Origin of the sequence: Rhodococcoides kroppenstedtii (assembly GCF_900111805.1) — a bacterium.
GTDB lineage: Bacteria > Actinomycetota > Actinomycetes > Mycobacteriales > Mycobacteriaceae > Rhodococcoides > Rhodococcoides kroppenstedtii.
Genome location: NZ_FOJN01000017.1, coordinates 48,084 through 69,576 on the forward strand (window position 1 = coordinate 48,084; position 21,493 = coordinate 69,576).

The 21,493-nt window shown below is 71.3% G+C and carries 20 protein-coding genes and 1 riboswitch; of the genes, 3 read left to right on the top strand and 17 right to left on the bottom strand.

All coding sequences use genetic code 11. The features are described from left to right. Window positions 1–2: 2 nt before the first annotated feature. From gcvP to BMZ18_RS17270, 11 genes are all read right to left on the bottom strand, one after another. A complete protein-coding gene (gene gcvP, locus BMZ18_RS17220; protein ID WP_068362865.1) occupies window positions 3–2,855 on the bottom strand; it encodes an aminomethyl-transferring glycine dehydrogenase in 2,853 nt (950 codons plus the stop codon). 165 nt (window positions 2,856–3,020) lie between these two features. Then, a riboswitch (glycine riboswitch) is annotated at window positions 3,021–3,140 on the bottom strand. 25 nt (window positions 3,141–3,165) lie between these two features. Further along, window positions 3,166–3,705: a MerR family transcriptional regulator gene (locus BMZ18_RS17225; RefSeq protein WP_139204027.1), complete on the bottom strand. Its 540-nt coding sequence runs from the start codon at window positions 3,703–3,705 to the stop codon at window positions 3,166–3,168. A gap of 294 nt (window positions 3,706–3,999) precedes the next feature. Then, window positions 4,000–4,473 (bottom strand): bifunctional nuclease family protein, encoded by a 474-nt coding sequence (locus tag BMZ18_RS17230; RefSeq protein ID WP_068101514.1) that lies wholly within the window; start codon window positions 4,471–4,473, stop codon window positions 4,000–4,002. An 83-nt stretch (window positions 4,474–4,556) separates the two neighbouring features. Next, window positions 4,557–5,300, bottom strand: a complete 744-nt coding sequence (ftsR, locus tag BMZ18_RS17235; protein ID WP_068101519.1) for a transcriptional regulator FtsR — start codon at window positions 5,298–5,300, stop codon at window positions 4,557–4,559. Beyond that, complete coding sequence (garA, locus tag BMZ18_RS17240) at window positions 5,297–5,791, bottom strand: glycogen accumulation regulator GarA (protein WP_068362862.1); 495 nt, start codon at window positions 5,789–5,791, stop codon at window positions 5,297–5,299. Before garA ends, ftsR begins: the two co-directional genes overlap by 4 nt. A 197-nt stretch (window positions 5,792–5,988) precedes the next feature. Next, window positions 5,989–6,393 carry a glycine cleavage system protein GcvH gene (gene gcvH, locus BMZ18_RS17245; RefSeq protein ID WP_068101525.1) on the bottom strand — a complete coding sequence of 135 codons (405 nt, stop codon included), beginning with the start codon at window positions 6,391–6,393 and terminating at the stop codon, window positions 5,989–5,991. A gap of 77 nt (window positions 6,394–6,470) precedes the next feature. Further along, window positions 6,471–7,094 carry a CDP-alcohol phosphatidyltransferase family protein gene (locus tag BMZ18_RS17250; protein ID WP_068101528.1) on the bottom strand — a complete coding sequence of 208 codons (624 nt, stop codon included), beginning with the start codon at window positions 7,092–7,094 and terminating at the stop codon, window positions 6,471–6,473. A gap of 34 nt (window positions 7,095–7,128) precedes the next feature. Beyond that, entirely contained in the window at window positions 7,129–7,740 is a 612-nt protein-coding gene (locus BMZ18_RS17255; RefSeq protein ID WP_068362861.1) for an NUDIX hydrolase, read from the bottom strand. Window positions 7,741–7,744: 4 nt separating this feature from the next. Beyond that, window positions 7,745–9,043: a GAF domain-containing protein gene (locus tag BMZ18_RS17260; protein WP_068362858.1), complete on the bottom strand. Its 1,299-nt coding sequence runs from the start codon at window positions 9,041–9,043 to the stop codon at window positions 7,745–7,747. A gap of 64 nt (window positions 9,044–9,107) precedes the next feature. After that, window positions 9,108–9,887: an acetoin reductase gene (locus BMZ18_RS17265; RefSeq protein ID WP_068362855.1), complete on the bottom strand. Its 780-nt coding sequence runs from the start codon at window positions 9,885–9,887 to the stop codon at window positions 9,108–9,110. Window positions 9,888–9,916: 29 nt separating this feature from the next. Further along, window positions 9,917–10,963, bottom strand: a complete 1,047-nt coding sequence (locus BMZ18_RS17270; protein WP_068362852.1) for a 2,3-butanediol dehydrogenase — start codon at window positions 10,961–10,963, stop codon at window positions 9,917–9,919. A gap of 118 nt (window positions 10,964–11,081) precedes the next feature. Here BMZ18_RS17270 and BMZ18_RS17275 point away from each other — a divergent pair, with 118 nt between their 5' ends. From BMZ18_RS17275 to BMZ18_RS17285, 3 genes are all read left to right on the top strand, one after another. Continuing rightward, window positions 11,082–12,305 carry a CaiB/BaiF CoA transferase family protein gene (locus BMZ18_RS17275; protein ID WP_169817717.1) on the top strand — a complete coding sequence of 408 codons (1,224 nt, stop codon included), beginning with the start codon at window positions 11,082–11,084 and terminating at the stop codon, window positions 12,303–12,305. After that, window positions 12,302–13,279 carry a 2-hydroxyacid dehydrogenase gene (locus BMZ18_RS17280; protein ID WP_068362849.1) on the top strand — a complete coding sequence of 326 codons (978 nt, stop codon included), beginning with the start codon at window positions 12,302–12,304 and terminating at the stop codon, window positions 13,277–13,279. Before BMZ18_RS17275 ends, BMZ18_RS17280 begins: the two co-directional genes overlap by 4 nt. 127 nt (window positions 13,280–13,406) lie before the next feature. Beyond that, on the top strand, window positions 13,407–15,242 hold the full coding sequence (locus tag BMZ18_RS17285) for an NAD(P)/FAD-dependent oxidoreductase (RefSeq protein ID WP_068362847.1): 1,836 nt from the start codon (window positions 13,407–13,409) through the stop codon (window positions 15,240–15,242). Here BMZ18_RS17285 and BMZ18_RS17290 read toward each other — a convergent pair. From BMZ18_RS17290 to BMZ18_RS17315, 6 genes are read right to left on the bottom strand one after another with little or no spacing between them, the layout of a single operon-like run. Then, window positions 15,239–16,195, bottom strand: coding sequence for a ring-cleaving dioxygenase (locus BMZ18_RS17290; protein WP_068362844.1), 957 nt, complete (start codon window positions 16,193–16,195; stop codon window positions 15,239–15,241). The two genes, BMZ18_RS17285 and BMZ18_RS17290, sit on opposite strands and share 4 nt — an antisense overlap. A 40-nt stretch (window positions 16,196–16,235) precedes the next feature. Then, entirely contained in the window at window positions 16,236–17,453 is a 1,218-nt protein-coding gene (locus tag BMZ18_RS17295) for a glycerate kinase family protein (RefSeq protein ID WP_068362842.1), read from the bottom strand. Between the two features lie 48 nt (window positions 17,454–17,501). Then, a complete protein-coding gene (locus BMZ18_RS17300; RefSeq protein ID WP_074922334.1) occupies window positions 17,502–19,001 on the bottom strand; it encodes an SLC13 family permease in 1,500 nt (499 codons plus the stop codon). Next, on the bottom strand, window positions 18,998–19,654 hold the full coding sequence (locus tag BMZ18_RS17305) for a response regulator transcription factor (RefSeq protein ID WP_068366488.1): 657 nt from the start codon (window positions 19,652–19,654) through the stop codon (window positions 18,998–19,000). The genes BMZ18_RS17300 and BMZ18_RS17305 overlap by 4 nt, the downstream gene beginning before the upstream one ends. After that, window positions 19,651–21,147: a sensor histidine kinase gene (locus BMZ18_RS17310; RefSeq protein ID WP_068366491.1), complete on the bottom strand. Its 1,497-nt coding sequence runs from the start codon at window positions 21,145–21,147 to the stop codon at window positions 19,651–19,653. Before BMZ18_RS17310 ends, BMZ18_RS17305 begins: the two co-directional genes overlap by 4 nt. Further along, on the bottom strand, window positions 21,140–21,463 hold the full coding sequence (locus tag BMZ18_RS17315) for a hypothetical protein (RefSeq protein WP_074922336.1): 324 nt from the start codon (window positions 21,461–21,463) through the stop codon (window positions 21,140–21,142). The genes BMZ18_RS17310 and BMZ18_RS17315 overlap by 8 nt, the downstream gene beginning before the upstream one ends. Window positions 21,464–21,493 lie beyond the last annotated feature (30 nt).

The window sequence follows — 21,493 nt, forward strand, 5'->3', positions numbered from 1 at the left end:
GACTACTCCGCGAACGCCTCGAGCGGCGGGCACGAGCACACCAGGTTGCGGTCGCCGTGGGCCCCGTCGATCCGGCGCACGGCCGGCCACACCTTGGGCCGCCCGAGTCCGGCGGGGTAGACCGCCTCCTCGCGGGTGTACGGGTGGGTCCACTCCGTGACCAGGCAGTGGGCCGTGTGCGGTGCGCCCCGCAACGGATTGTCCTCGACGGGCCACTCACCGGCCGCGACCCGGTCGATCTCCCCGCGGATGGCGATCATGGCGTCGACGAAGGCGTCGATCTCCTCGAGGTTCTCGCTCTCGGTCGGCTCGACCATGAGCGTGCCGGCCACCGGGAAGCTCATCGTGGGGGCATGGAAGCCGTAGTCCGCCAACCGCTTCGCGACGTCGTCCACCGTCACGCCGGTACGGGCGGTGATGGGCCGCAGGTCGAGGATGCACTCGTGGGCGACCATCGACCTGTCGCCGGTGTAGAGCACCGGGAAGTACTCGTCGAGCCGACGGGCGATGTAGTTGGCGGACGCGATGGCCGTCAGCGTCGCGCGGCGCAGGCCGGTGGCCCCCATCATACGGATGTAGGCCCACGTGATCGGCAGGATCGACGCGCTGCCGTAGGGCGCGGCCGACACGGCGCCGGTCTCCCCCAGCCCGTCGACGTGCGGGTGGCCGGGCAGGAACCGGGCGAGGTGGGAGCGCACGCCGATCGGCCCGACACCCGGGCCGCCGCCGCCGTGGGGGATGCAGAAGGTCTTGTGCAGGTTCAGGTGGCTGACGTCGCCGCCGAACCGTCCCGGACGCGCCACGCCGACCAGGGCGTTGAGGTTGGCGCCGTCCACGTAGACCTGACCACCGGCGTCGTGCACGGCGGCGCAGATGTCCGCGATCTCGTGTTCGTAGACCCCGTGGGTGGACGGGTAGGTGATCATGATGGCCGCGAGCGTGTCGGCGTGCTCGGCGACCTTGGCGCGCAGATCGCTGACGTCGACGTCGCCGTTGGGACGGCAGGCGACGACGACGACCTTCATGCCTGCCATCACGGCGGACGCGGCGTTGGTGCCGTGGGCGCTGGACGGGATGAGGCAGATCGTGCGCCGGTCGTCACCGCGGTCGAGGTGGTAGTTCCGGATCGCGAGCAGACCGGCGTATTCCCCCTGGCTGCCGGCGTTGGGCTGCAGGGAGACGGCGTCGTAACCCGTCACGGCCACCAGCCACTGCTCGAGGTCCTGCACCACCCGCAGCAGGCCGGGGGCGTCCTCGGCAGGCGCGAACGGGTGCACCTGCGAGAACCCGGGCCAGGTGATCGGCTCCATCTCGGCGGTGGCGTTGAGCTTCATCGTGCAGGACCCCAGCGGAATCATGCTGCGGTCGAGCGCGATGTCCTTGTCCGAGAGGGAGCGCAGGTAGCGCAGCATCGCCGTCTCCGTGCGGTAGCGGACGAACGCCGGGTGCGTGAGGAACTCGGTGCGGCGCGCGAGCGCGTCGGGAATGGCCGGGTGCCTCACCTCGAGTGCCTCGATCGCCTCGGCGGGCGCTCCGAACGCGCGCAGGACGGCGGCGACGTGCTCGTCGGTCGTGGCCTCGTCGGTCGCGATGCCGACGTGGTCGTCGTCGACGTGCCGCAGGTTGATGCCCGCGTCGCGTTTCGCGGCGGCGACCACCTCGGCGGCCCGGCCGGGGACGCGGGCGAGCACGGTGTCGAAGAACGATGCGTGCACCACCTCGACGTCCGCAGCGCGAAGTCCGGCGGCGAGGCCGGCCGCGTGCCCGGCGACGCGGCGAGCGATGGCGGTCAGACCGTCGGCACCGTGGTAGCTCGCGTACATCGCAGCGACGACGGCCAGGAGCACCTGCGCCGTGCAGATGTTGCTGGTCGCCTTCTCGCGGCGGATGTGCTGTTCACGGGTCTGGAGCGCGAGGCGGTAGGCGACGGAGCCGTCGGCGTCCTTGGAGACGCCCACCAGGCGTCCCGGCAGCTGCCGGGCATGCGACGAGCGCACGGCGAGATACCCGGCGTGCGGTCCGCCGAAGCCCATCGGCACGCCGAAGCGCTGCGTGGTGCCGAAGCACGCGTCGGCGCCCTGCTCCCCCGCCGGGGTGATCAGCGTGGCCGCGAGCAGGTCGACGCCGACCGCGACCAGTGCGCCACGCTCGTGCGCGGCCGCGCACAGATCGGTGACGTCCAGCAGCCGACCCGACGCGCCGGGTGACTGGGTGATCACCCCGAAGCAGTCGCCGTCGGGCAGTCCGTCGGCCAGGTCGGCCTCGACGATCTCGATGCCGAGCGGCTCGGCGCGCGTGTCGATCACGGCGCGGGTCTGCGGGAAGAGATCGGTGTCGACGATCAGCCGGGCGGACTTGGACTTGCCGGCGCGCCGCAGCAGCGTCATGGCCTCGGCGGCGGCCGTCCCCTCGTCGAGCATCGACGAGTTGGCGATCTCCATTCCGGTGAGGTCGGCGACCATGGTCTGGAAGTTGAGCAGGGCTTCGAGGCGGCCCTGGCTGATCTCGGGTTGGTACGGGGTGTACGCGGTGTACCAGGCGGGGTTCTCGAGGATGTTGCGCACGAGGACCGGGGGCGTGAGCGTCGCACTGTAGCCCGTGCCGATCATGGACACCGCCACGGTGTTCGACGCGGCGAGGGCGGCGAGTTCGGCCAGCGCCTCCTGCTCGGACACGGGCTCGGGCAGCGCCTCGAGTCCGTCGGCGATGCCGTGCGGCGCGTCGTCGAGGATGTCGGCGGGCACCGCCGCGGCGGCCAGTGCGTCGAGGCTGTCGACGCCGATGACGTCGAGCAGACGGGCGGTCTGCTCGGCATCGGGTCCGATGTGGCGGTCGACGAAGGTACGTGCGGTCACGGAATTCTCCCGAGGGGCTCGCGGTGAGGTGCACGTCCTCCGCGCAGGGAAGGACGCCCCTCCCCCTCTGTCGTGTGCCCGTGACCACGGGCGCCTGAGAGATTCGGCGCGGGTGCGCCTTTCCCCGTGGGCGGGTGGGCTGTTCCACCGCTTTCCAGAGGCGTCGGAGCCCGCACGGTCCGGGGGCCTGAGAGATTGACGGAGAGGTGCTGCTCCTTCGGCGCTCGACCCGTGCCGCGACCGGCTACGGTCGGACCGTGGTCGAAGCTCTCCCGTGCGGCGTCGACGCACCGCCGAGTATAGGCCGCGCTCAGCCGGTCTTGCGGTTGGCGCGGTTCTTACGCCGGGACGCCAGCTCGTCCTCGGGGGTCGGCTGCGCTTCCCCGCCGTCGGCCCGCTCGGCCGGGAAGTCGGCGATGGTGCCGGTGAGTTCCCGCATGGCGCCGCTGACGGCGATGCCGAAGACTCCCTGTCCGCCCTGGAGCAGGTCCACCACTTCCTCGGCGGACGTGCACTCGTACACGGTGGTGCCGTCGGAGAAGAGCGTGATGCGCGCCAGATCGGCCACACCGCGACGGCGGAGGTGGTCGACCGCGACACGGATGTTCTGCAGCGAGATCCCGGTGTCGAGGAGACGCTTGACGATCTTCAGGACCAGGATGTCCTTGAAGGAGTAGAGCCGCTGGCTGCCGGAGCCGGCCGCGCCGCGGATCGAGGGCACCACCAGGCCCGTGCGGGCCCAGTAGTCGAGCTGGCGGTACGTGATGCCCGCGATCTGGCAGGCACTGGGGACGCGGTAGCCGACCAGCTCGTCCGGCACGGAGTCGTCGGGGAAGAGGCCGGGCTGCACCTCGTCCGCACCGACTACGCCGACAGCACCGGCAGCGCCGTTTTCGGACTGCGGAGTCTGCTGCGGCTCCAGCGGCTGATCTGCCACGTTGTTCTCTCCCTCTCGGATGTGTCTCTCGCGGTGAAACCGACGATGAACTCCGTGACATCCGACAACTCGACCTCTCGGGTCGAGACTACGCCAGTCGCGCCGACGGCACGTGCTTCATCGACCCGAACGCTAGAGACCGACGGGGTGCCGCACAACGCGCCACGCGGTGAGTCTCGACCTCAAGTCGAGGGTGAGACTCGATCGTTATCCGTCCGTGGCCTTGAAGTCGTCGGGCGAGATGGTGTCGAGGAATTCCTTGAACTTCTCCACCTCGTCCTCCTTCTCGTCGGGCATGACCAGACCGGCCTCGGCGAGCACGGATTCCTCCGCGTGGATCGGCACCCCCGCGCGCAGGGCGATGGCGACGGAGTCGGACGGCCGGGCCGACACGCGGACGTTCTGGTCGAACACCAGATCCGCGTAGAACGTGCCCTCCTGCAGGTCGACGATGCGGACTTCGCGCAGGGATCGCCCCAACGCGGTCACGATGTCCCCGATCAGATCGTGCGTGAGCGGCCGCGGAGGTTGCACCCCCTGTTGCTCGAGCGCGATGGCCGTGGCCTCGGTCTGACCGATCCAGATGGGCAGATACCGCTCGCCGTCCTCCTCGCGGAGGAGGAGAACCGGCTGGTTCTGGGGTTGTTCGACCCTGATTCCGATGACGCGCATCTCACTCATCGCGCTTGCCTCCCACCTGCTCGACGCACCCGTTCGAGTGTAGTGACGCACCCCGACTCCCGTCGCGGGTCCGCCGGGCCCCGTCAGTCCAGCACGCCCCGCACGGCCGCTTTCACCAGCGACGTGTGCAGGGTCAACGACAGCGCGGCGAGCTCGCGAACCAGCTCTTCCGCCCGGTCCCGTGCCCCCGCGTCGCGACCCAGCGCCACCGGGCCCGCCACCTGTGCCAGCAGAGTGGCCTCGCGGTCCGCCGCGAGCTTGAACGCTCGCAGGTGCCGCACCTCGAGGCCGTACTGCGCCATCGCCGCGGCGGTGCGCACCAAGACCACCGCGTCCTCGTCGAAGTAGCCCGCGGGTCCCGCGGTCAGCAGGCCCGCCTTCTGCAGGTCGAGCAGGAACGGCTCGTCCACTCCCGCGCGCTCAAGCAGGTCCGCCCGACTCATCCGGACGCGGCGCTCGCCGAGAAACTCGGTGGGCGAGACGGCCGGGGCGAGCGCGAGCGCTCGCGGACCCCTGCGCGGCCCCCGCGCCGGGCCGTCGACGGCCGCCACGGTGGCGCCCTCGTCGAGGGCGTCGAGCTGCTCCTTGATCACCTTGAGCGGGAGGTAGTGGTCACGCTGCGCGGTGAGCACGTACTTCAGTCGCTCGCAGTCCTGAACGGAGAAGCGGCGGTAGCCCGACGCCGTCCGTTCCGGAGAGATCAGCCCCTCGGCCTCGAGGAACCGGATCTTCGAAATGGTGACGTCGGGGAAATCCGGGCGGAGTCGATCGAGCACCGTGCCGATCGACATTCCGCCGCTGCTGGATTGCTGCCCGACTGCGGTCATCGACTGCCCGCGGACGCCTCGCCGGCCGCGTCGCTGGCCTGACCCTTCGGGCCGGTCAGGAAGACCAGACGGAACTTGCCGATCTGCACCTCGTCGCCGTTGGCCAGCACGGCCGAGTCGACGGGCTCACGGTTGACGTAGGTGCCGTTGAGGCTGCCCACGTCGACGACCTGGAAGTTGTCCTCGTCCTGCCGGAACTCCGCGTGACGACGGCTGACGGTCACGTCGTCCAGGAAGATGTCGCTGTCCGGGTGGCGCCCGGCGGAGGTGGTCGGCTGATCGAGCAGGAAGCGCGATCCGGCGTTGGGGCCGCGCTTGACCACGAGCAGCGCCGACCCGACGGGCAGGCCCTCGACGCCCGACACGGGGGCTTCGGACGACGTCCCCTGCGCGGCAGCGGAATCCATCTCGTTCAGGAAATCCGCACGGAAGACCGAGGTGGTCTCCGCCGGGGCTTCTCCGTACACGCCGTCGTTGCCGTTGTCGCTCACGTTTCTCCTCCTCGGTCCGATCGGTCGTGACTCGACCGATCGGCTCGGCACGTATCGATGGTGCTTCTCCGGCGGACTGCCGGCTACTGCTGTCGGACACTCGGCCGTGGGGCCCGCGACCGACGTGAGGACCTTACCGACCGTACCTTGCGGACCCGGCCGCACGGGCATGCTTGCCCACCCGTCGACGTCGGCCGTTATGCGGCTGTGATGGACGCGTAGGCCTCCGCGTCCAGCATCCCCTCGAGCGCGTCGTCGAGGTCCGACTCGGACGCCGCGGTCAGGTCGACGAGCCACCCGGCGCCGTAGGGGTCGGAGTTCACCAGCTCGGGGTCGCCGTCGAGGTCGCCGTTGACGGCGGCCACGGTGCCGCTCAGCGGGGCGTAGATGTCGGAGACGCTCTTGGTCGACTCGACCTCGCCGAACGACTCGCCGGAGGTCACGGCGTCGTCCTCGGCGGGGAGCTGCACGAACACCACGTCGCCGAGCTGCGACTGCGCGTAGTCGGTGATGCCGATGCGGACGGTGGTCGGCCCGGTGCGCTGCACCCACTCGTGCTCGGCCGTGTACCGCAGCTCGGCGGGAATGTCGGTCTGGCTCACGTGATCTCGGTCCTTTCGGTCACCGGGTGGCGAACGTGCGTCCCGGGCGGGTCACCGCTGCCGCGCCGAGCGTACCGTCACCGGCCGGTCCGTCGCGGCAGACGCCGGACGGGACCGAACGCCAACCGCAGATAGAGCGCGCCGGTCCAGACGTAGAGGCCCGTGCCCCAGATCAGCAGCGCGGACGCGACGGGCCGCACCGCGTCGGTCACCGCGGTGTCCAGGTTCGCCGCCAGCAGCAGGGGCAGTGCGACCATGACGACGAACGTGGCGGCCTTGCCCAGATAGATCACCTCGGGCGGACCGAGGCCGCGCCGCCGGTACAGCAGCAGCGCGGCGGCCAGGACGGCGTCGCGTCCGACGAGCACCACCGCGATCCACCACGGCACGATGCCGGCGATCGCGAATCCGGCGAGGGTGGCCACGACGTAGAGGCGGTCCACGAACGGATCGAGCAGCGCCCCGAGCGCCGACGACTGATCGAGGATTCGGGCGAGCTTGCCGTCGAGGAAGTCGGTGGCTCCGCTGACGAGCAGCAGGGCGAGAGCCCATCCGTAGGCCCGGTCGACGAGGAGCAGCCAGAGGAAGACGGGGACGCCGATCAGCCGAATCACGCTGAGCGCGTTGGGAACGGTGACGATGCGGTCCGCGAACACGGTCGCGATCGTGCCGGCGGGCCGGTCCGGCTCGGGTGCCGTCATCGCCCGAGCATGGCACATCCCGGTCTCGACCTGGTCAGCGCCAGGCGAACACGGGTTGCTCGAACTCGGCGACGCGCGTGGCCCGGCCGTGCAGGACCACCTCGCGGAACTGGTGGACCACGGCTCCGGTCGGGGCGTGGATGCGTGTGGTGCGGAAGGGCCACTGCACGACGGGTCGGGGCGACTCGGGGATCGTGACGAACTGCGCGTCGACGTCGATCTCGTCGAGGCTCACGCGGTAGAGCACCTCGACCTCGTCGGGGCTCGGTCGCAGCGGGCCGGGAACGTCGGCGATCCACACGACGAACGGGGTGATGACGTAGCCCGAGCGCGTCGCGTAGTCGTCCAGTCGACCGAGGACGGCGTCGCGGCCGACCCGCACGCCGATTTCCTCGTGCAGTTCGCGCAGCACGGCGTCCTCGGCGCTCTCCCCCTCGTCCAGTCGGCCGCCGGGCAACGCGAACTGGCCGGGATGGGCGCGCATCCGAGTCGGTCGACGGGTGAGTACCAGCTCACGGGCACCCGGCTCCCCCGCCACGGCGAGAGCGACCGCCGCCCGGCGACGCTCGCCGGTACTCAGCGGACGGGCGTCGAACGCCGCCAGCCGGGCACGGATCGCCTCGCGTTCGAGTCGAGTGTCGGTCACGCGCTCACTGCGCTACCCGGAACGGGCGCACGCCGGGCGCCGACGACTGCGGGAGCAACCGGGCACGGTCGTCCGGCAGCACGAGTTCGACGACGGCGGCGGGATCGATGCGGTAGGGCTGCGCGAGCACCACCCCCGCGAACGCCTTGCGAAGACGGGACATCTCGGCACGCACGGTGATCGCCCGGCCGTGATCGCCGAACAGGTCCGCCGCGAGCTCCGCGGCGGTGCGGCCGTCGCGGTGGACGGCGAGCAGGAAAAGGATCTCCGCGTGCCGCGGCGTCGCCTCGTGACTCCACCGCCCGAATCGGCTCTGCACCTCCACCAGCGTGCGCGCGGTGTCGGAGACGTCGATCCGCAGAGTGGTCGGCACGCTCTCGCCTCCCACCACGGTGTCGGCGGGGTCCGCCGGGCGCACCATCCATCCGCCGGGCAGCGGCTCGACGTCGCACACGCCGAGGGACGGCACCCAGAGCTGCCCCGCGGCGACGTCGGTCGGCAGCATCACCCGTGAGCGCACCGGCACCGACGCAACGGCGGCGACCCATCCGTGTCCGTCGACGGCCAGCGCCGGTCGGTCGCACCGGGCGAGCATGGGCGCGGCCACCGACCGCAGGGTGTCGAGGGAGAGCCGGTGCTTCTCACGGAGTTGCGCCTCCGCCAGGCGCGAGACCGCGTCGATCAGCGCCAGCGTGGTCGGGTGTACCGACGAGGCCGGACCGCTGACGTCGACCAGTCCGATCACCCGTCCCGTGCGTGGGTCCTGGATGGGCGAGCTGGCGCAGGTCCACGCGTGGTGGGACCGAACATAGTGCTCGGCCGAGAAGATCTGCACGGCCGAGCGGGACACCAACGCCGTGCCGATCGCGTTGGTCCCCACGCTGTCCTCGGCCCAGTCCGCGCCCTCGACGAAACCGAGCCGGTCGGCCCGATCGAGCACCGAGGGCGCACCGCTGCGCCAGAGGACCCGACCCCCGCTGTCGGCCACCACCAGCAGGTTCTCCGAGTCCGCCAGCACCGACCGCAGGCTGCCGGTCAGATCGAGAAGTATCTCCTCCAGTCCCGATTCCCGGCGGAGTCGCTCGAGCTCGCCGGCACCGAGCGCGTCCGCAGGACCTCCGTGATCGGGGTCGACGCCCAGCCCCGCGACCCGTCGCCACGAGTCACCGATGACCTCGCGGGGCCGCGCGGGGGCGCGTCGACCGGACATCGTGGCGTCGTAGACCTCGGTGAGCAGTCGCGCGTAGCGACGCGGGTCCTCCCCGGCGGACACGGCGGGTTCGGGATCGGCGGTGGGGGTCATCGTCATCGATTGTGCTCCGCGTCACATCGCGCGGCCACCCCGGGGTGGGTCGGCGCGCCCTCGCTCACCGATAGACCAGCCCGCCGTCGATCAGACCCGACTGGCCCGTCATGTAGGCCGCATCGGGGCCCGCGAGGAACGAGACGTACCCGGCGACGTCCTCGGGTGTCTCAGCGCGGCCAAGGGCGATCCCGCCGACGAACTTCTCGTAGGTCGCACCCTTCGGTGCTCCGGTCAGGTCGGCGAACCGCTGGTCGATGTCCACCCACATGTCGGTGCCGACGACGCCCGGGCAGTAGGCGTTCACGGTGATGCCCGCCGAGGCGTACTCCTTCGCCGCGGCCTGCGTGAGCCCGCGTACCGCGAACTTGGTGGCGCTGTAGACGCCGAGCATCTCGAACCCGTCGTGGCCGGCGATGGACGACGCGTTGACGATGCGGCCCCGCACCCCGCGGGCGAGAAAGGACGCCGCCGCGGCCTGGATGCCCCACAGCACACCGTCCACGTTCACCCGCCAGATGCGGGCGACCTGCTCCTCGGTCATCTCGGACAGCGGGCCGACCAGGGCGATGCCCGCGTTGTTCACCATGATGTCGAGGCCGCCGAGTTCGGCGACGGTGCGATCGACCGCGTCGGCCACCTGAGCGCGGTCCCCGACGTCGGCCGTGACGGTGACGGCCCGGCGGCCGAGGTCCCGCACCTCGTCGGCGACCGCGGCCGGCGTGTCCGCATGGACGTCGAGCAACGCCACGTCGGCGCCGTCGCGAGCCAACCGCAGGGCGATCGCCCGTCCGATGCCGCGGCCCGCGCCGGTGACCAGGGCGACCTGTCCGTCGATACTCATGTGTTCTCCTTCGTCGGGGGTGGGTGCGCTCAGCGGGTGGGGTCGACGAGCACCTTGGTCTTGCGACCGGCGTGCAGGGCGTCGAAACCCTCGGTCACGACGTCCTCGAGCGCGATGTGCTCGACCCATCCCGTGGTGTCGTAGGTCCCGGCGTCCATGAGGGCGATCACCGCCTCGTAGTCGGCCGCGGTGTAGCAGAGGGACCCCTGGATCCGGGACTCGTTCATGACCAGGTTCAGCAGCGGGGTCTCGAGGGGCGTCTCGTAGATCGCGACGCTCACCATCGGCCGGCGCGAGCCGACACAGGCCAACGCCGTCTCGACGGCGGGGCGTACTCCCGCCGCGTCGTAGACCGCGTCGGCACCGCGGCCGTCGGTGGCGTCCGCGACGAACGCGGGCACGTCGACGCCGGTCGGGTCCAGCGTGCGGGCGCCGAGTGCCTCGACGGCGGATCGTCGGTCCGCCGACGGCTCGACCACGTACACGTTCTCGAGTCCTTTGCCCCGCAACGCGAACCAGAGTCCGATCCCGATCGGCCCCGCCCCGAACACCAGGGCCGTGCCGTCGGCGGGCGGCTCGCCGAGGGTGGCCGCGTGATAGGCGACGGACATCGGCTCGACCAGAGCCCCGAGTTCGAGCGACACCGAGTCCGGCAGGCGGTGGAGCATGTGCACCGGTACCACCGTGCGCTCGGCCATGCCGCCGTCGGACATCAACCCGTGGAACCCGATCCGCTGGCAGACGTTGTAGTTGCCGGCCCGGCAGGGCGGGCACTGTCCGCAGCGGTGGATCGGCTCGACCGCGACCCGATCGCCCACCGCCCAGCCGTCCACGCCGGGTCCGACGGCGGCGACGGTTCCCGAGAACTCGTGGCCCATCGTCAGCGGCGCCTGCCGCCCCGTCAGCGGGTGCGGCGAGGTGGGCACGAAGATCGGGCCGGCGTAGTACTCGTGCAGGTCCGTGCCGCAGATGCCGTTGAACGCGACGTCGACGGCCACCTCCCCCGGACCCGGCTCCGGGGTGGGCACGTCCTCGATCTCGACTCGCTGGGGTCCGTGGTAGACGGCTGCACGCATCGTGGGGTCCGTTCGGTCGGGGGTCGGCGTCGGCTTGCACAATCGGTACGAGCTCCGATGCTGCTGTGGCGCAGGCCACTCGCAGAAGAGTTGCACGCGGTTGCATAGGCTTCGGCCCGTGGCCGACGACTTCCCGCTCCCCCTGGCCGGCATCCGCGTTCTCGAGCTGGGGAACTACATCGCCGCGCCGACCGCCGCCCGGCTGCTGGCCGATTTCGGCGCCGAGGTGATCAAGGTCGAGCGTCCGCACACGGGCGACGAACTGCGGAACTGGCGGCTCTACGCCGGGACCACCTCGATGCTGTTCCGCACCCTCAACCGCGGCAAGAAGTCGGTGGTGATCGACCTGCGGACCGACGCGGGACGCCGCGACGTCCTCGACTTCGTCGCGGTGTGCGACGTGGTGCTCGAGAACTTCCGCCCCGGCACCCTCGAGCGGTGGGGTCTCGGCCCGGAGGAGATGAACGCGGTCAACCCCGAGATCGTGCTCGCCCGCATCTCCGCGTTCGGCCAGACCGGCCCCCTGGCGTCGCGGCCGGGCTTCGCGGCCGTCGCCGAAGCCCACGGCGGACTGCGCGAGCTGGTGGGCGACCCCGACCGCCCGCCGTCGCGCACCGGGGTGTCGATCGGCGATTCCATCGCCGGTCTCTACGCCGCGTTCGGTGCGGTGACGGCGTTGCTGCAGCGCGAGCGCACTCGCCCGGGTGCGGTGCCGCTGCGGGCGCGCAGCATCGACGTCGCGCTGAACGAGGCCGTGCTGTCGATGATGGAGTCGCTGATCCCCGACTACCTCGCGTACGGCGTCGAACGTCGTCGCACCGGTGGGCGGACCGAGGGCATCGCCCCGTCCAACGCCTACGTCTGCGCCGACGGCCTGTCCGTCGTCGTCGCCGGGAACAGCGACGCCATCTTCGGTCGCTACATGCGCCTGATCGGGCGCACCGATCTCGCCGACGACCCGGACCTGGCCACCAACGCGGGTCGATGGGCGCGACGGGACGAGATCGACGACGCCATCGGAGCGTGGGCGGCCGAGCTCACCCGCGACGAGGCGTTGCGCCTGCTCGATCAGGCCGAGGTGCCGGCCGGCCCCATCCACACCGCGCGCGACATCTGCACGGACGAGCAGTACGCGGCCCGCGACATGATCCAGCACTTCGAGGTGGACACCGGCGCGCCGGAACCGGCGACGGTCGGCTTCCCCGGCATCGTCCCCGTCCTCGGCGAGCGCTCGCTGCCCGTCCGGTCGATCGGACCGGACCTCGGCGCTCACACCGACGAGGTCTACCGCAACCTGCTCGGTCGACCCGCCCCCACCCCCGACCGGAACGGACAGCCATGACCGACCACCGCATCCTCGTCACCTCGCAGATCCCCGAGCCCGGCCCGTCGATCCTCCGGGAGTACGGGAACGTGACGTTCTCCGACGAGCCGATCGACCCCGACGCGCTGCGCACCGCGGTGACCGACGGCAGCCACGGCGTGGTGCTCGCACAGTTGCGTGACCGCTTCGACGCCGATCTGCTGAGCCGAGCCACCCTCGCCGGCATCTCGAACTACGCGGTGGGCTTCGACAACATCGACGTCGACGCCGCGCAGCGCCACGGCATCGTCGTCGGCAACACCCCGGGCGTGCTCACCGACTCCACCGCCGACATCGCGGTCCTGCTCATGCTGGCGACGGCGCGGCGTGCGGTCGAGGCCGATCGCGTGGTGCGCGAGGGCGGGTTCCACGGGTGGCAGCCGAACCTGATGCTCGGCACCGACGTCTCGGGGCGGACCCTGGGCCTCGCCGGCTTCGGTCGCATCGCGAAGGCCACCGCCCGGCGGGCGCTCGGGTTCGGCATGACCGTGCTCTTCTGCCCACGGCCCCCGTCGGACCGCGACGTCGCCGACCACGAGCTGGGCGACCTCGCCGGCCGGGTCACCCACGTCGACTGGCCGACCCTCGTGCGGGAGAGCGACTTCCTCTCACTGCACGTGCCCCTCACCGACGACACGCGCCATCTCGTGGACGCCGACGTCCTCGCTGCGATGCGCGACGACGCGATCCTGATCAACACCGCCCGCGGACCCGTCGTCGACGAGACGGCCCTGGTCGAGGCGTTGCGGGACGGTGTCGTCGCCGCGGCCGGACTCGACGTGTTCGAGCGCGAGCCCGAGCTGGCGCCGGGCCTCGCGGATCTGCCTAACACGGTGCTGCTCCCCCACGTCGGCAGCGCGACGGTGTCGGTGCGATCGGAGATGGCGCGACTCTCGGCGCTGAACGCCGTGGCGATCGCCCGGGGTGAGGAACCGCCGCACCGGGTGGTCTGACGGCTCCCGGGGGGACTGCAACCCCGTGCAACTCTCGCGGCGGGGCCCGGTCGGGGCGTGTGCTGTGCATCACAGCGTCCGTGTGACGCTCGACACGCACCGATCCTCGAACGGGAGAGCAGTACCCATGACCCAGACTCTCGAACCGCCCACCACCACCGACCGGTCGCCGCAGCAGCGGGTCGACGCCTGGCTGGCGGATTTCGACCGCGCCCTGGCCGCCCGCGACGTCGAGGGCGTCGCGGCCCTGTTCGCCACGACCAGCTTCTGGCGCGACCTGGTGACGTTCACCTGGAACATCAAGACCGTCGAGGGCCGCGAGCAGATCGCCGACATGCTCGGCGCCCGTCTCGACGACGTCGACCCGCGCGGGTTCCACACCACCGAGACCCCGGACGAGGCCGACGGTGTCTACTCCGCCTGGATCGCGTTCGAGACCGCCACCGCCCGCGGGTCGGGCCACCTGCGTCTGCGGGAGAACGCCGACGGCGACCTCGAGGCGTGGACGCTGCTGACCACGATGCAGGAACTGAAGGGCCACGAGGAGCCCCGCGGGCACCGTCGGCCGATGGGTGCCGTGCACGGGTCGAACAAGGAGACGAAGACCTGGGCGGAACGACGCGAGCTCGAGGAGAAGGAGCTCGGCTACGCGGTTCAGCCGTACGTGCTGATCGTCGGTGGCGGTCAGGGCGGCATCGCCCTCGGCGCGCGGCTGCGGCAGATGGGCGTGCCGGCCATCGTCGTCGACCGGAACGACCGGCCCGGCGATCAGTGGCGTGGCCGCTACAAGTCGCTCTGCCTCCACGATCCGGTCTGGTACGACCACCTCCCCTACCTGCCCTTTCCGGACAACTGGCCCGTCTTCGCTCCGAAGGACAAGATCGGCGACTGGCTCGAGATGTACACGAAGGTGATGGAGGTCCCCTACTGGACCCGGACCACCGCCGAGTCCGCCACCTTCGACGAGGAGACGAAGCAGTGGACCGTCGTCGTCGATCGCGACGGCGAGAAGGTGACGCTCACCCCGAAGCACCTCGTCATGGCGACGGGAATGTCGGGCAAGGCGAACATCCCGAACTTCCCCGGCATGGACGTCTTCCGCGGCGAGCAGCATCACTCGTCGCAGCACCCCGGCCCCGACGCCTACGTCGGCAAGAAGGTCGTGGTGGTCGGCTCCAACAACTCGGCCCACGACATCTACAAGGCGCTGTACGAGACGGGCGCCGACGTGACCATGCTGCAGCGCTCGTCCACGCACATCGTCAAGTCCGACTCGCTGTGCGAGATCGCGCTGGGCGACCTCTACTCCGAGCGGGCCGTGCAGAGCGGAACCACCACGCAGAAGGCCGATCTCACGTTTGCCTCATTGCCGTACCGGATCATGCACGAGTTCCAGATCCCCGTGTACCAGCAGATCGCGGAGAAGGACAGGGACTTCTACGACCGCCTCGCCGCGGCCGGTTTCCAGCAGGACTTCGGTGACGACGGCTCGGGGCTGTTCATGAAGTACCTGCGCCGAGGATCCGGCTACTACATCGACGTCGGCGCGTCCGAGCTCGTCGCCGACGGGTCGATCAAGCTCGTGAACGGCCAGGTCGACCACCTGACCGAGACCGCCGTGGTGCTCGCGGACGGCACCGAGCTCGAGGCCGATCTGGTGGTCTACGCCACCGGCTACGGCTCGATGAACGGCTGGGTCGCCGATCTGGTCGACCAGGAGACCGCGGACAAGGTGGGCAAAGTGTGGGGCCTCGGTTCGGACACCACCAAGGACCCCGGTCCCTGGGAGGGCGAGCAGCGCAACATGTGGAAGCCGACCCAGCAGGAGAACCTCTGGTTCCACGGCGGCAACCTGCACCAGTCACGCCACTACTCGCTCTACCTCGGGCTGCAGCTCAAGGCGCGGTACGAGGGCATCGACACCCCCGTCTACGGGCTGCAGGAGGTGCACCACCTGAGTTAGTCGGGGTCGTTCTCCCTCGGCACGGTGACGGGCCGCACCGACCGCTCGATGTCCTCGCGGTCGGGCTCGAGCCACGGCGGCAGCTTCAGGGCGCGGCCGAGCTCGAGCAGCGGCTCGTCGACGTCGAATCCCGGTGTGTCCGTTGCCACTTCGAGGAGGACACCACCGGGCTCCCGAAAGTAGATCGACGTGAAGTACTGCCGGTCGAGGATCTTCGTGACGTGGTGGCCGCGATCGACCAGGTGCGCGCGCCACAACTCCTGAGTGGCGTGGTCGGGGACCCGGAACGCGATGTGGTGCACCGTTCCTCCGGCCACCACCCCCTGCTCCCCGCGGGAGTCGGTCACCACGTCGACGAGGTGGCCGGGGCCGCCGGGGCCCGCCCGCAGCCGGGTGCGATCCGGCAGCTCGGACTCCACCCGCATGCCGAGGTCCTCGACGAGCGTCGCGACGGTCCGGTCCCCGTCCTCGACCGTCAGCACCGACGAGTGCTGACCGCGGATCGCGTGCTCACCCGGCACCGACGCGGAGTCCCACGGATTCCGCGGATCGACGACGCTCGACGCGACCAACTCGAGCCGCAACCCGTCCGGGTCGCGGAGCACCAGGCGCTCCCCGTCCGAGGCGCCGGTGATCGTCGAGTCCACGCCCAGTCCGGTGAGATGACCCCGCCACCACCCGAGGGAGTCCTGCGGGATCGAGAACGCGGTCGCCGTCGACTGGCCCACACCGATCCGCCCCGTCGGCACCTTCTGCCACGGGAAGAAGGTCATCAACGTCCCGGGCGTGCCCGACGAGTCGCCGTAGTACAGGTGGTAGGTGGACGGGTCGTCGAAGTTGACCGTCCGCTTCACCAGGCGCAGCCCCAGGACGGTGACGTAGAAGTCGATGTTGGTCTGCGGATCGTCGGCGATGGCGGTGACGTGGTGCAGCCCCTCGGTGCGCGGCATCATGCGTCGAGCGTAGGCCGCGCGCCACGCAGGAAGCGGGCGATCAAGCGCTCGCTCGACGCTTGCTTCCCGTCCGCGCCGAGACCGCCCCACCGAGCAGGATCATGCGCATGGTGCGTTCGGCTGCTTCAATGAGCAGCCGCTCCCCGTTCGCGACGGCTTCGGCGAGCGGCATGGGCACCGGAATGATCGACGCGATGGCCGCGATGCCGACGTCGTGCACGTCCGGGGCGCCGTGGCCGAGCGAGCCGGCCAGCGCGATCACGGGAACGCCGTGCCGCCCGCACCGGCGGGCCACCTCGGCCGGCACCTTGCCGTGCGGGGTCTGGAAGTCGATCGACCCCTCCGCGGTGATCACCAGGTCGGCCTTGCGGATGCGTCGGTCGAGATCGATCCCGGCGAGCCCCGAGTCGAGCAGCGCGTCGAATCGCGAGACCAGCCGGGCGCCCACCGCACCCGCGAGACCGGCGCCGAGTCCCCCCGACGCACCCGTCCCCGGAGCGGTGCGCAGGTCGAGGTCGGCGACGCCGTCGCGACCCAGAATTCTTGCCCAGGTGTCCAACGCCGCGGCGAGCTGCTCGACGTCGGCCGGCGTCGCCCCCTTCTGGGGTCCGAAGACCCGCGCGACGCCCCGGTCCCCACCCAGCACGTTGTGGGGGTTGCACGCGAGGACCACGTCGACCTCCCGCAGTCGCGGGTGCAACCCGGTCAGGTCCACCGCGTGAGCTCGGGCGAGCTCCCGGCCGCCCCGGCCGAGGTCGTCGCCCGCGGCGTCGACGATCCGCGCGCCGAGTGCCTGCAGAGCGCCCGCCCCGCCGTCGCAAGTTCCGGAGTCGCCGCACCCGACCAGCACGGTGTCGACGCCGGCGTCGAGCGCGGCCGCGATCAGCTGGCCGACACCGTAGGTGGTCGTCGCTCCCGGGTCGCGCGCGTCGGCGGGCACCAGGGACAGCCCCGCCGCGGACGCCATCTCCACCACCGCGACCGAGGAGTGCGCGCCGCCGAGCCGCGCCCAGTGCGCGGTCACGGGCGCGCCGACGGGACCCATCACCGTCACCGGGTGCAGGCTCCCGCGTGTCGACGCCGCCAGCGTGCGCGCTGTGCCCTCACCCCCGTCGGCGATGGGGACGGTGTCGACCCGAACGCCGGGCACCGCACGGCGGACGCCGGCGGCGATGGCCGCGGCCACCTCCTCGGCGCCGAGGCTCTCCTTGAATCCACTGGGCGCGACGAGAACACGCTGGGGCAGTCGAACGGGCACGGCAGACTCCTCGGGGATGTGGGGGCAGGGGGTCCGGAGAATGGGGGGTCAGAGATGCAGGCCGAGGCCGAGCATCGGCCAGAGCCAGACGGCGCAGGCGAGCACCAGGGCGAGTGAGACGGGAGCGAGCGCGGCGGACAGGCGCAGCAGATGCCGCGCGTCGTAGCCGGGCACGGTGTCGGTGGCCGCGAACATCGCCACGGGCTTGGCCGACGAGGTGAGGGTCAAGCAGAACCCGGCCGCGGCCGTGGACACGAACGCCGCGGCGGCGGGGTCGATCCCGAAGGTCGGTGCCGTGGCCACGACCAGCGGGATCAGGACGGCCGAGCGAGCGGACCGGGATTGGACCACCAGGTGGGACACCAGCGACACGATCACCACCGTGACCACGAATGCCGCCGCGGCGGACGATCCGAGCCCCCCGAGCGGTCCGAACACGCTGTCCGCCAACCACTGTGCGGCCCCGGAGCCGGTCAGTGCGACGCCGAGGCACAGGGTCGCCGCCATGAACAGCAGCAGCGACCACGGCACGGTCTTCACGGCGGCGGGCAGCGTGGTCGCACCGACCGCAGGGGCGGCGGCGACCAGTGCGCCGGTCATGGCGACGATTGCCGGATCGATGCCGTGCAGAGGTTCGGTGCACCACGCGACCACCACGACGACCAGGACCGCCGTCACCCGCCGCTGGGCCGTGGTGAGGGGACCGGTGTCGGCGCCGAGATCGGTGCGCGTCAGGGCGAGCGGCGTCCGCCGCTCCGCGCGGTCGGTGAACAGCGAGAGCGCGATCTCCGCCGCCAGGTGGGACCACACCACCGCGAGCGGCAGGCCCAGCAGCATCCACTGCAGGAAGTCGAACCCTGCACCGGTCGCCGTCCGCACGATCTCGCTGGTGATCAGATGCGCGCCCGCGCCGAGCAGCGAGCCCACCGCGGAGAAGAGGATGACCGCGGGGAACACCAGGGCGAGCGTCAGCACCAGCGATCGGCGGTGACGCAGCGCGGCCGCGAGCGCGAGAAAGACGGGCAGCGCGAGGGCTGCACGGCCGGAGGTCGACGGCACCGCGAACGTCGTGAGGAGCAGAGTGGCGGTCACCGCGTGCACGAGGTGTCGCGGGGTGCGGGCGAGGACGAGAACGCGGGCCGCGACGCGGGACGACAGACCACTGGCCGTGACGGCGGCGGCGATGACGAACGATCCCACCAGGAGCCAGATGATCTGGTCGCCCAGGGTGCGCGTGAAGGTCTCGGTGTCGACGGGCCCGGCGATCACCAGCGCCAGGGCCGCGCCGAGAGCGACGTAGGTGTCGTCCACCGGCGCGAAGATCCACATCCAGACGGCCACGAGGAACACGAGCAGGGTGACCACCCCGTCGGCCCCGAGGGCGCCGGTCACCCCGGCGTTCACGACGGCGAGCCCGGACAGCAGGACCACCAGGGCCCCCACCGCGGCCGGGACGGGGAGCCGGGGACCGCGACGGCGGGACGGGGCGGGTCGGGGCACCCGCATCCTGTGGGCCGGCGGCGTGGTGGCGAACTCCGTGACGGTCATCGGAGCCGGTACCCCATGCCGCGGACGGTCTCGATGCGGTCGGCACCGATCTTCGCGCGAACCGCTCGCACGTAGACGTCGACGACGTTCGACGCGGGGTCGAAGTCGTAGCCCCAGACGTGGCCGAGGATCTGCTCCCGCGAGAGCACCTGGTCGGCGTTCCGCAGGAACACCTCGAGCAGCGAGAATTCCCGCGCGGTCAGGTCCACCGCCCGCTCCCCGATGTGGACGCGCCGCGACCGCAGGTCCAGACGCAGATCACGCACGGTCAGGGAGGCGTCGCCCGTCGCGACATCGTCCTGCAGGCGCAGCCGCACGCGGGCGAGCAGTTCGGCGAACTGGAACGGCTTGGTCATGTAGTCGTTCGCACCGCCCTCGAGCCCGGCGACGGTGTCCACCACGCTGTCTCGCGCGGTGAGCACCACCACCGGTGTCGTCACGCCCTCGCCGCGCAGTCGGGCGAGCACGGTGAATCCGTCCATCGACGGCAACCCGATGTCCAGCACGATCAGGTCGAACCCGCCGCCGCGCGCCATGAGCAGCGCGGTCTCGCCGTCGTCGACGTGCTCGGTGCTGTAGCCGGCGGCGCGCAGGCCCTTGCCGACGAACGACGCGATGTGGACGTCGTCCTCCGCGATGAGAATGCGACTCACGAGATCTCCTCCGTGGGCGGATCGGTCGGGGTGGTGGTGGGTGCGGGGACGTCGAGCCCGAAGGTGGCGCCCTGGCCGGGTGCGCTGCGCACCCACGCCGAGCCGCCGTGAGCGTCGGCGATCGCTCGCACGATCGCGAGGCCGAGGCCCGCCCCGGACCGGTGAGTGGCCGGCGCCTGGTCCGACGGGCGTCCACGATGGAACCGCTCGAAGATTCTCGGCGCGTCCTCCGGACTCACCCCGGGCCCGTCGTCGGCGATCCAGACCGAGAACACGCGAGCGGTGCCGTCGCCCACGAAGCGGGACCCCAGGCGGATGCGCGATCCGGTCTCGGTGTGCCCCACCGCGTTCGACGCCAGCTGAACCATTGCCTGCGTGATCCGTTGGGCGTCGAGTCGGCACGTGCCTTCCGCGACCTCCATCAGCAACCACCCGCGGTCGCCGAGCGTCTGCACCTTCGACTCGACGTCGAGCAGCAGGCCCGCAACCTCGGTCTCCTTCGGAACGACGAAGTCGGGTTGCTCGGCCTTGGCCAGCATGAGCAGATCGCTCACGATGCGGCCCATGCGATCCAGTTCGCTGTCGACCAGCGCCAGGGTTCGGCGTCGCTCCTCGGGATCGTCTGGGAGCAGTTCGAGGTGGCCCCGCACGATCGTGATGGGGGTGCGCAACTCGTGCCCGGCGTCGTCGACGAACTGTCGTTGCGTGGTGTACGCGTGCTCGAGGCGATCGAGCATGGCGTTGAACGTCTCCGCGAGGTCGGCGATGTCGTCCCGGCCGTACACCGGGACCCGGGCGGTGAGATCGGTTTCCCCGATCTCCGCCGCCACGGCGCGCAGCGTCCGGACCGGAGCGAGGATCCGGCCCGCCACCAGGTACGCGACGCCCGTGGTGAGCAGGAGTCCGACGCCGCCGACGGCCGCGATGGTGCCCATCGTCCGGTCCACCAGGTCCTGCCCGCCGCGCGTGAAGACGGTGACCAGGAACGTGCCGTCCTCGCCACCGGGGTTGTCGACGGTCACGCGGCCCCACCGCACCTCGCCCGCTTCGGTGTCGAGGACACCAGCGGTGTCCGACGCCGTCCGCAGTGAGGGCAGCACCTCGGGGTCGCGGGTGAGGGACTCTGGGACGATGCCGTCGGGCTGCGTGACCACGCGGTCGGCGACCAGACCGAGCATGACCTCGCCGGCCGCCGGCGACTGCCGCGCGAGGTACACCTCGAGCAACCGCTCGACGGACTCGAACGGCGCCGTGGTGGTCGGATCGACACCCTCGGCGGCGAAGCGGCGGAACTCGTCGGCCTCCTGCTCGATGTCGGCGTTCGCCCGCACGTCGACGTCCCGCAGCAGCAGGTTGCGGGCGGTGACCAGCACGACCACCAGCAGCAGCAGGGTCGTGAGCATGATCCAGCCGGTGATCTTCCACCGGGCGGGCAGCGACGAGCCGCGGCGCTGCGCGTCGGTCGCGGGGACGCCCGTCGCGGAATCAGTCATCGTCGTCGTCCCCGTCGTCGTCCCCGTCGTCGTCGAACGGGACCGGCGCCGGGGCCGGGGCCGGGGCGGGTGCCGGGGCGGGTGCCGGGGCGGGTCCTGGTGCGGGAGCGACCGCCGACGGTACGGGCGACGCCGGCGGCGGGGCCGGGGTGGACGTCGTCGGGGCGGTCGTCGTCGGACTCGGGAGCACGCTCACCACGACCGGCGCCGGGTCGAGTGTCGGCGCCGGTGAGCGGGTGAGCAGGAATCCGGCCGCGACCACGAACGCGACCGTCGACAGGACGGCGATCACGGCGACGGATCGAGAGGAACTCATGACGGGAACTCTGCCGGTCCTCCATGACGT

Coding starts and splice junctions, on each gene's coding strand:
- BMZ18_RS17230 (WP_068101514.1), bottom strand. CDS start 4,473: ATGAGTGAGATGCGCGTCATCGGAATCAGGGTCGAACAACCCCAGAAC.
- ftsR (WP_068101519.1), bottom strand. CDS start 5,300: ATGACCGCAGTCGGGCAGCAATCCAGCAGCGGCGGAATGTCGATCGGC.
- BMZ18_RS17250 (WP_068101528.1), bottom strand. CDS start 7,094: ATGACGGCACCCGAGCCGGACCGGCCCGCCGGCACGATCGCGACCGTG.
- BMZ18_RS17260 (WP_068362858.1), bottom strand. CDS start 9,043: ATGACCCCCACCGCCGATCCCGAACCCGCCGTGTCCGCCGGGGAGGAC.
- BMZ18_RS17265 (WP_068362855.1), bottom strand. CDS start 9,887: ATGAGTATCGACGGACAGGTCGCCCTGGTCACCGGCGCGGGCCGCGGC.
- BMZ18_RS17270 (WP_068362852.1), bottom strand. CDS start 10,963: ATGCGTGCAGCCGTCTACCACGGACCCCAGCGAGTCGAGATCGAGGAC.
- BMZ18_RS17280 (WP_068362849.1), top strand. CDS start 12,302: ATGACCGACCACCGCATCCTCGTCACCTCGCAGATCCCCGAGCCCGGC.
- BMZ18_RS17285 (WP_068362847.1), top strand. CDS start 13,407: ATGACCCAGACTCTCGAACCGCCCACCACCACCGACCGGTCGCCGCAG.
- BMZ18_RS17290 (WP_068362844.1), bottom strand. CDS start 16,195: ATGATGCCGCGCACCGAGGGGCTGCACCACGTCACCGCCATCGCCGAC.
- BMZ18_RS17300 (WP_074922334.1), bottom strand. CDS start 19,001: ATGACCGTCACGGAGTTCGCCACCACGCCGCCGGCCCACAGGATGCGG.
- BMZ18_RS17310 (WP_068366491.1), bottom strand. CDS start 21,147: ATGACTGATTCCGCGACGGGCGTCCCCGCGACCGACGCGCAGCGCCGC.
- BMZ18_RS17315 (WP_074922336.1), bottom strand. CDS start 21,463: ATGAGTTCCTCTCGATCCGTCGCCGTGATCGCCGTCCTGTCGACGGTC.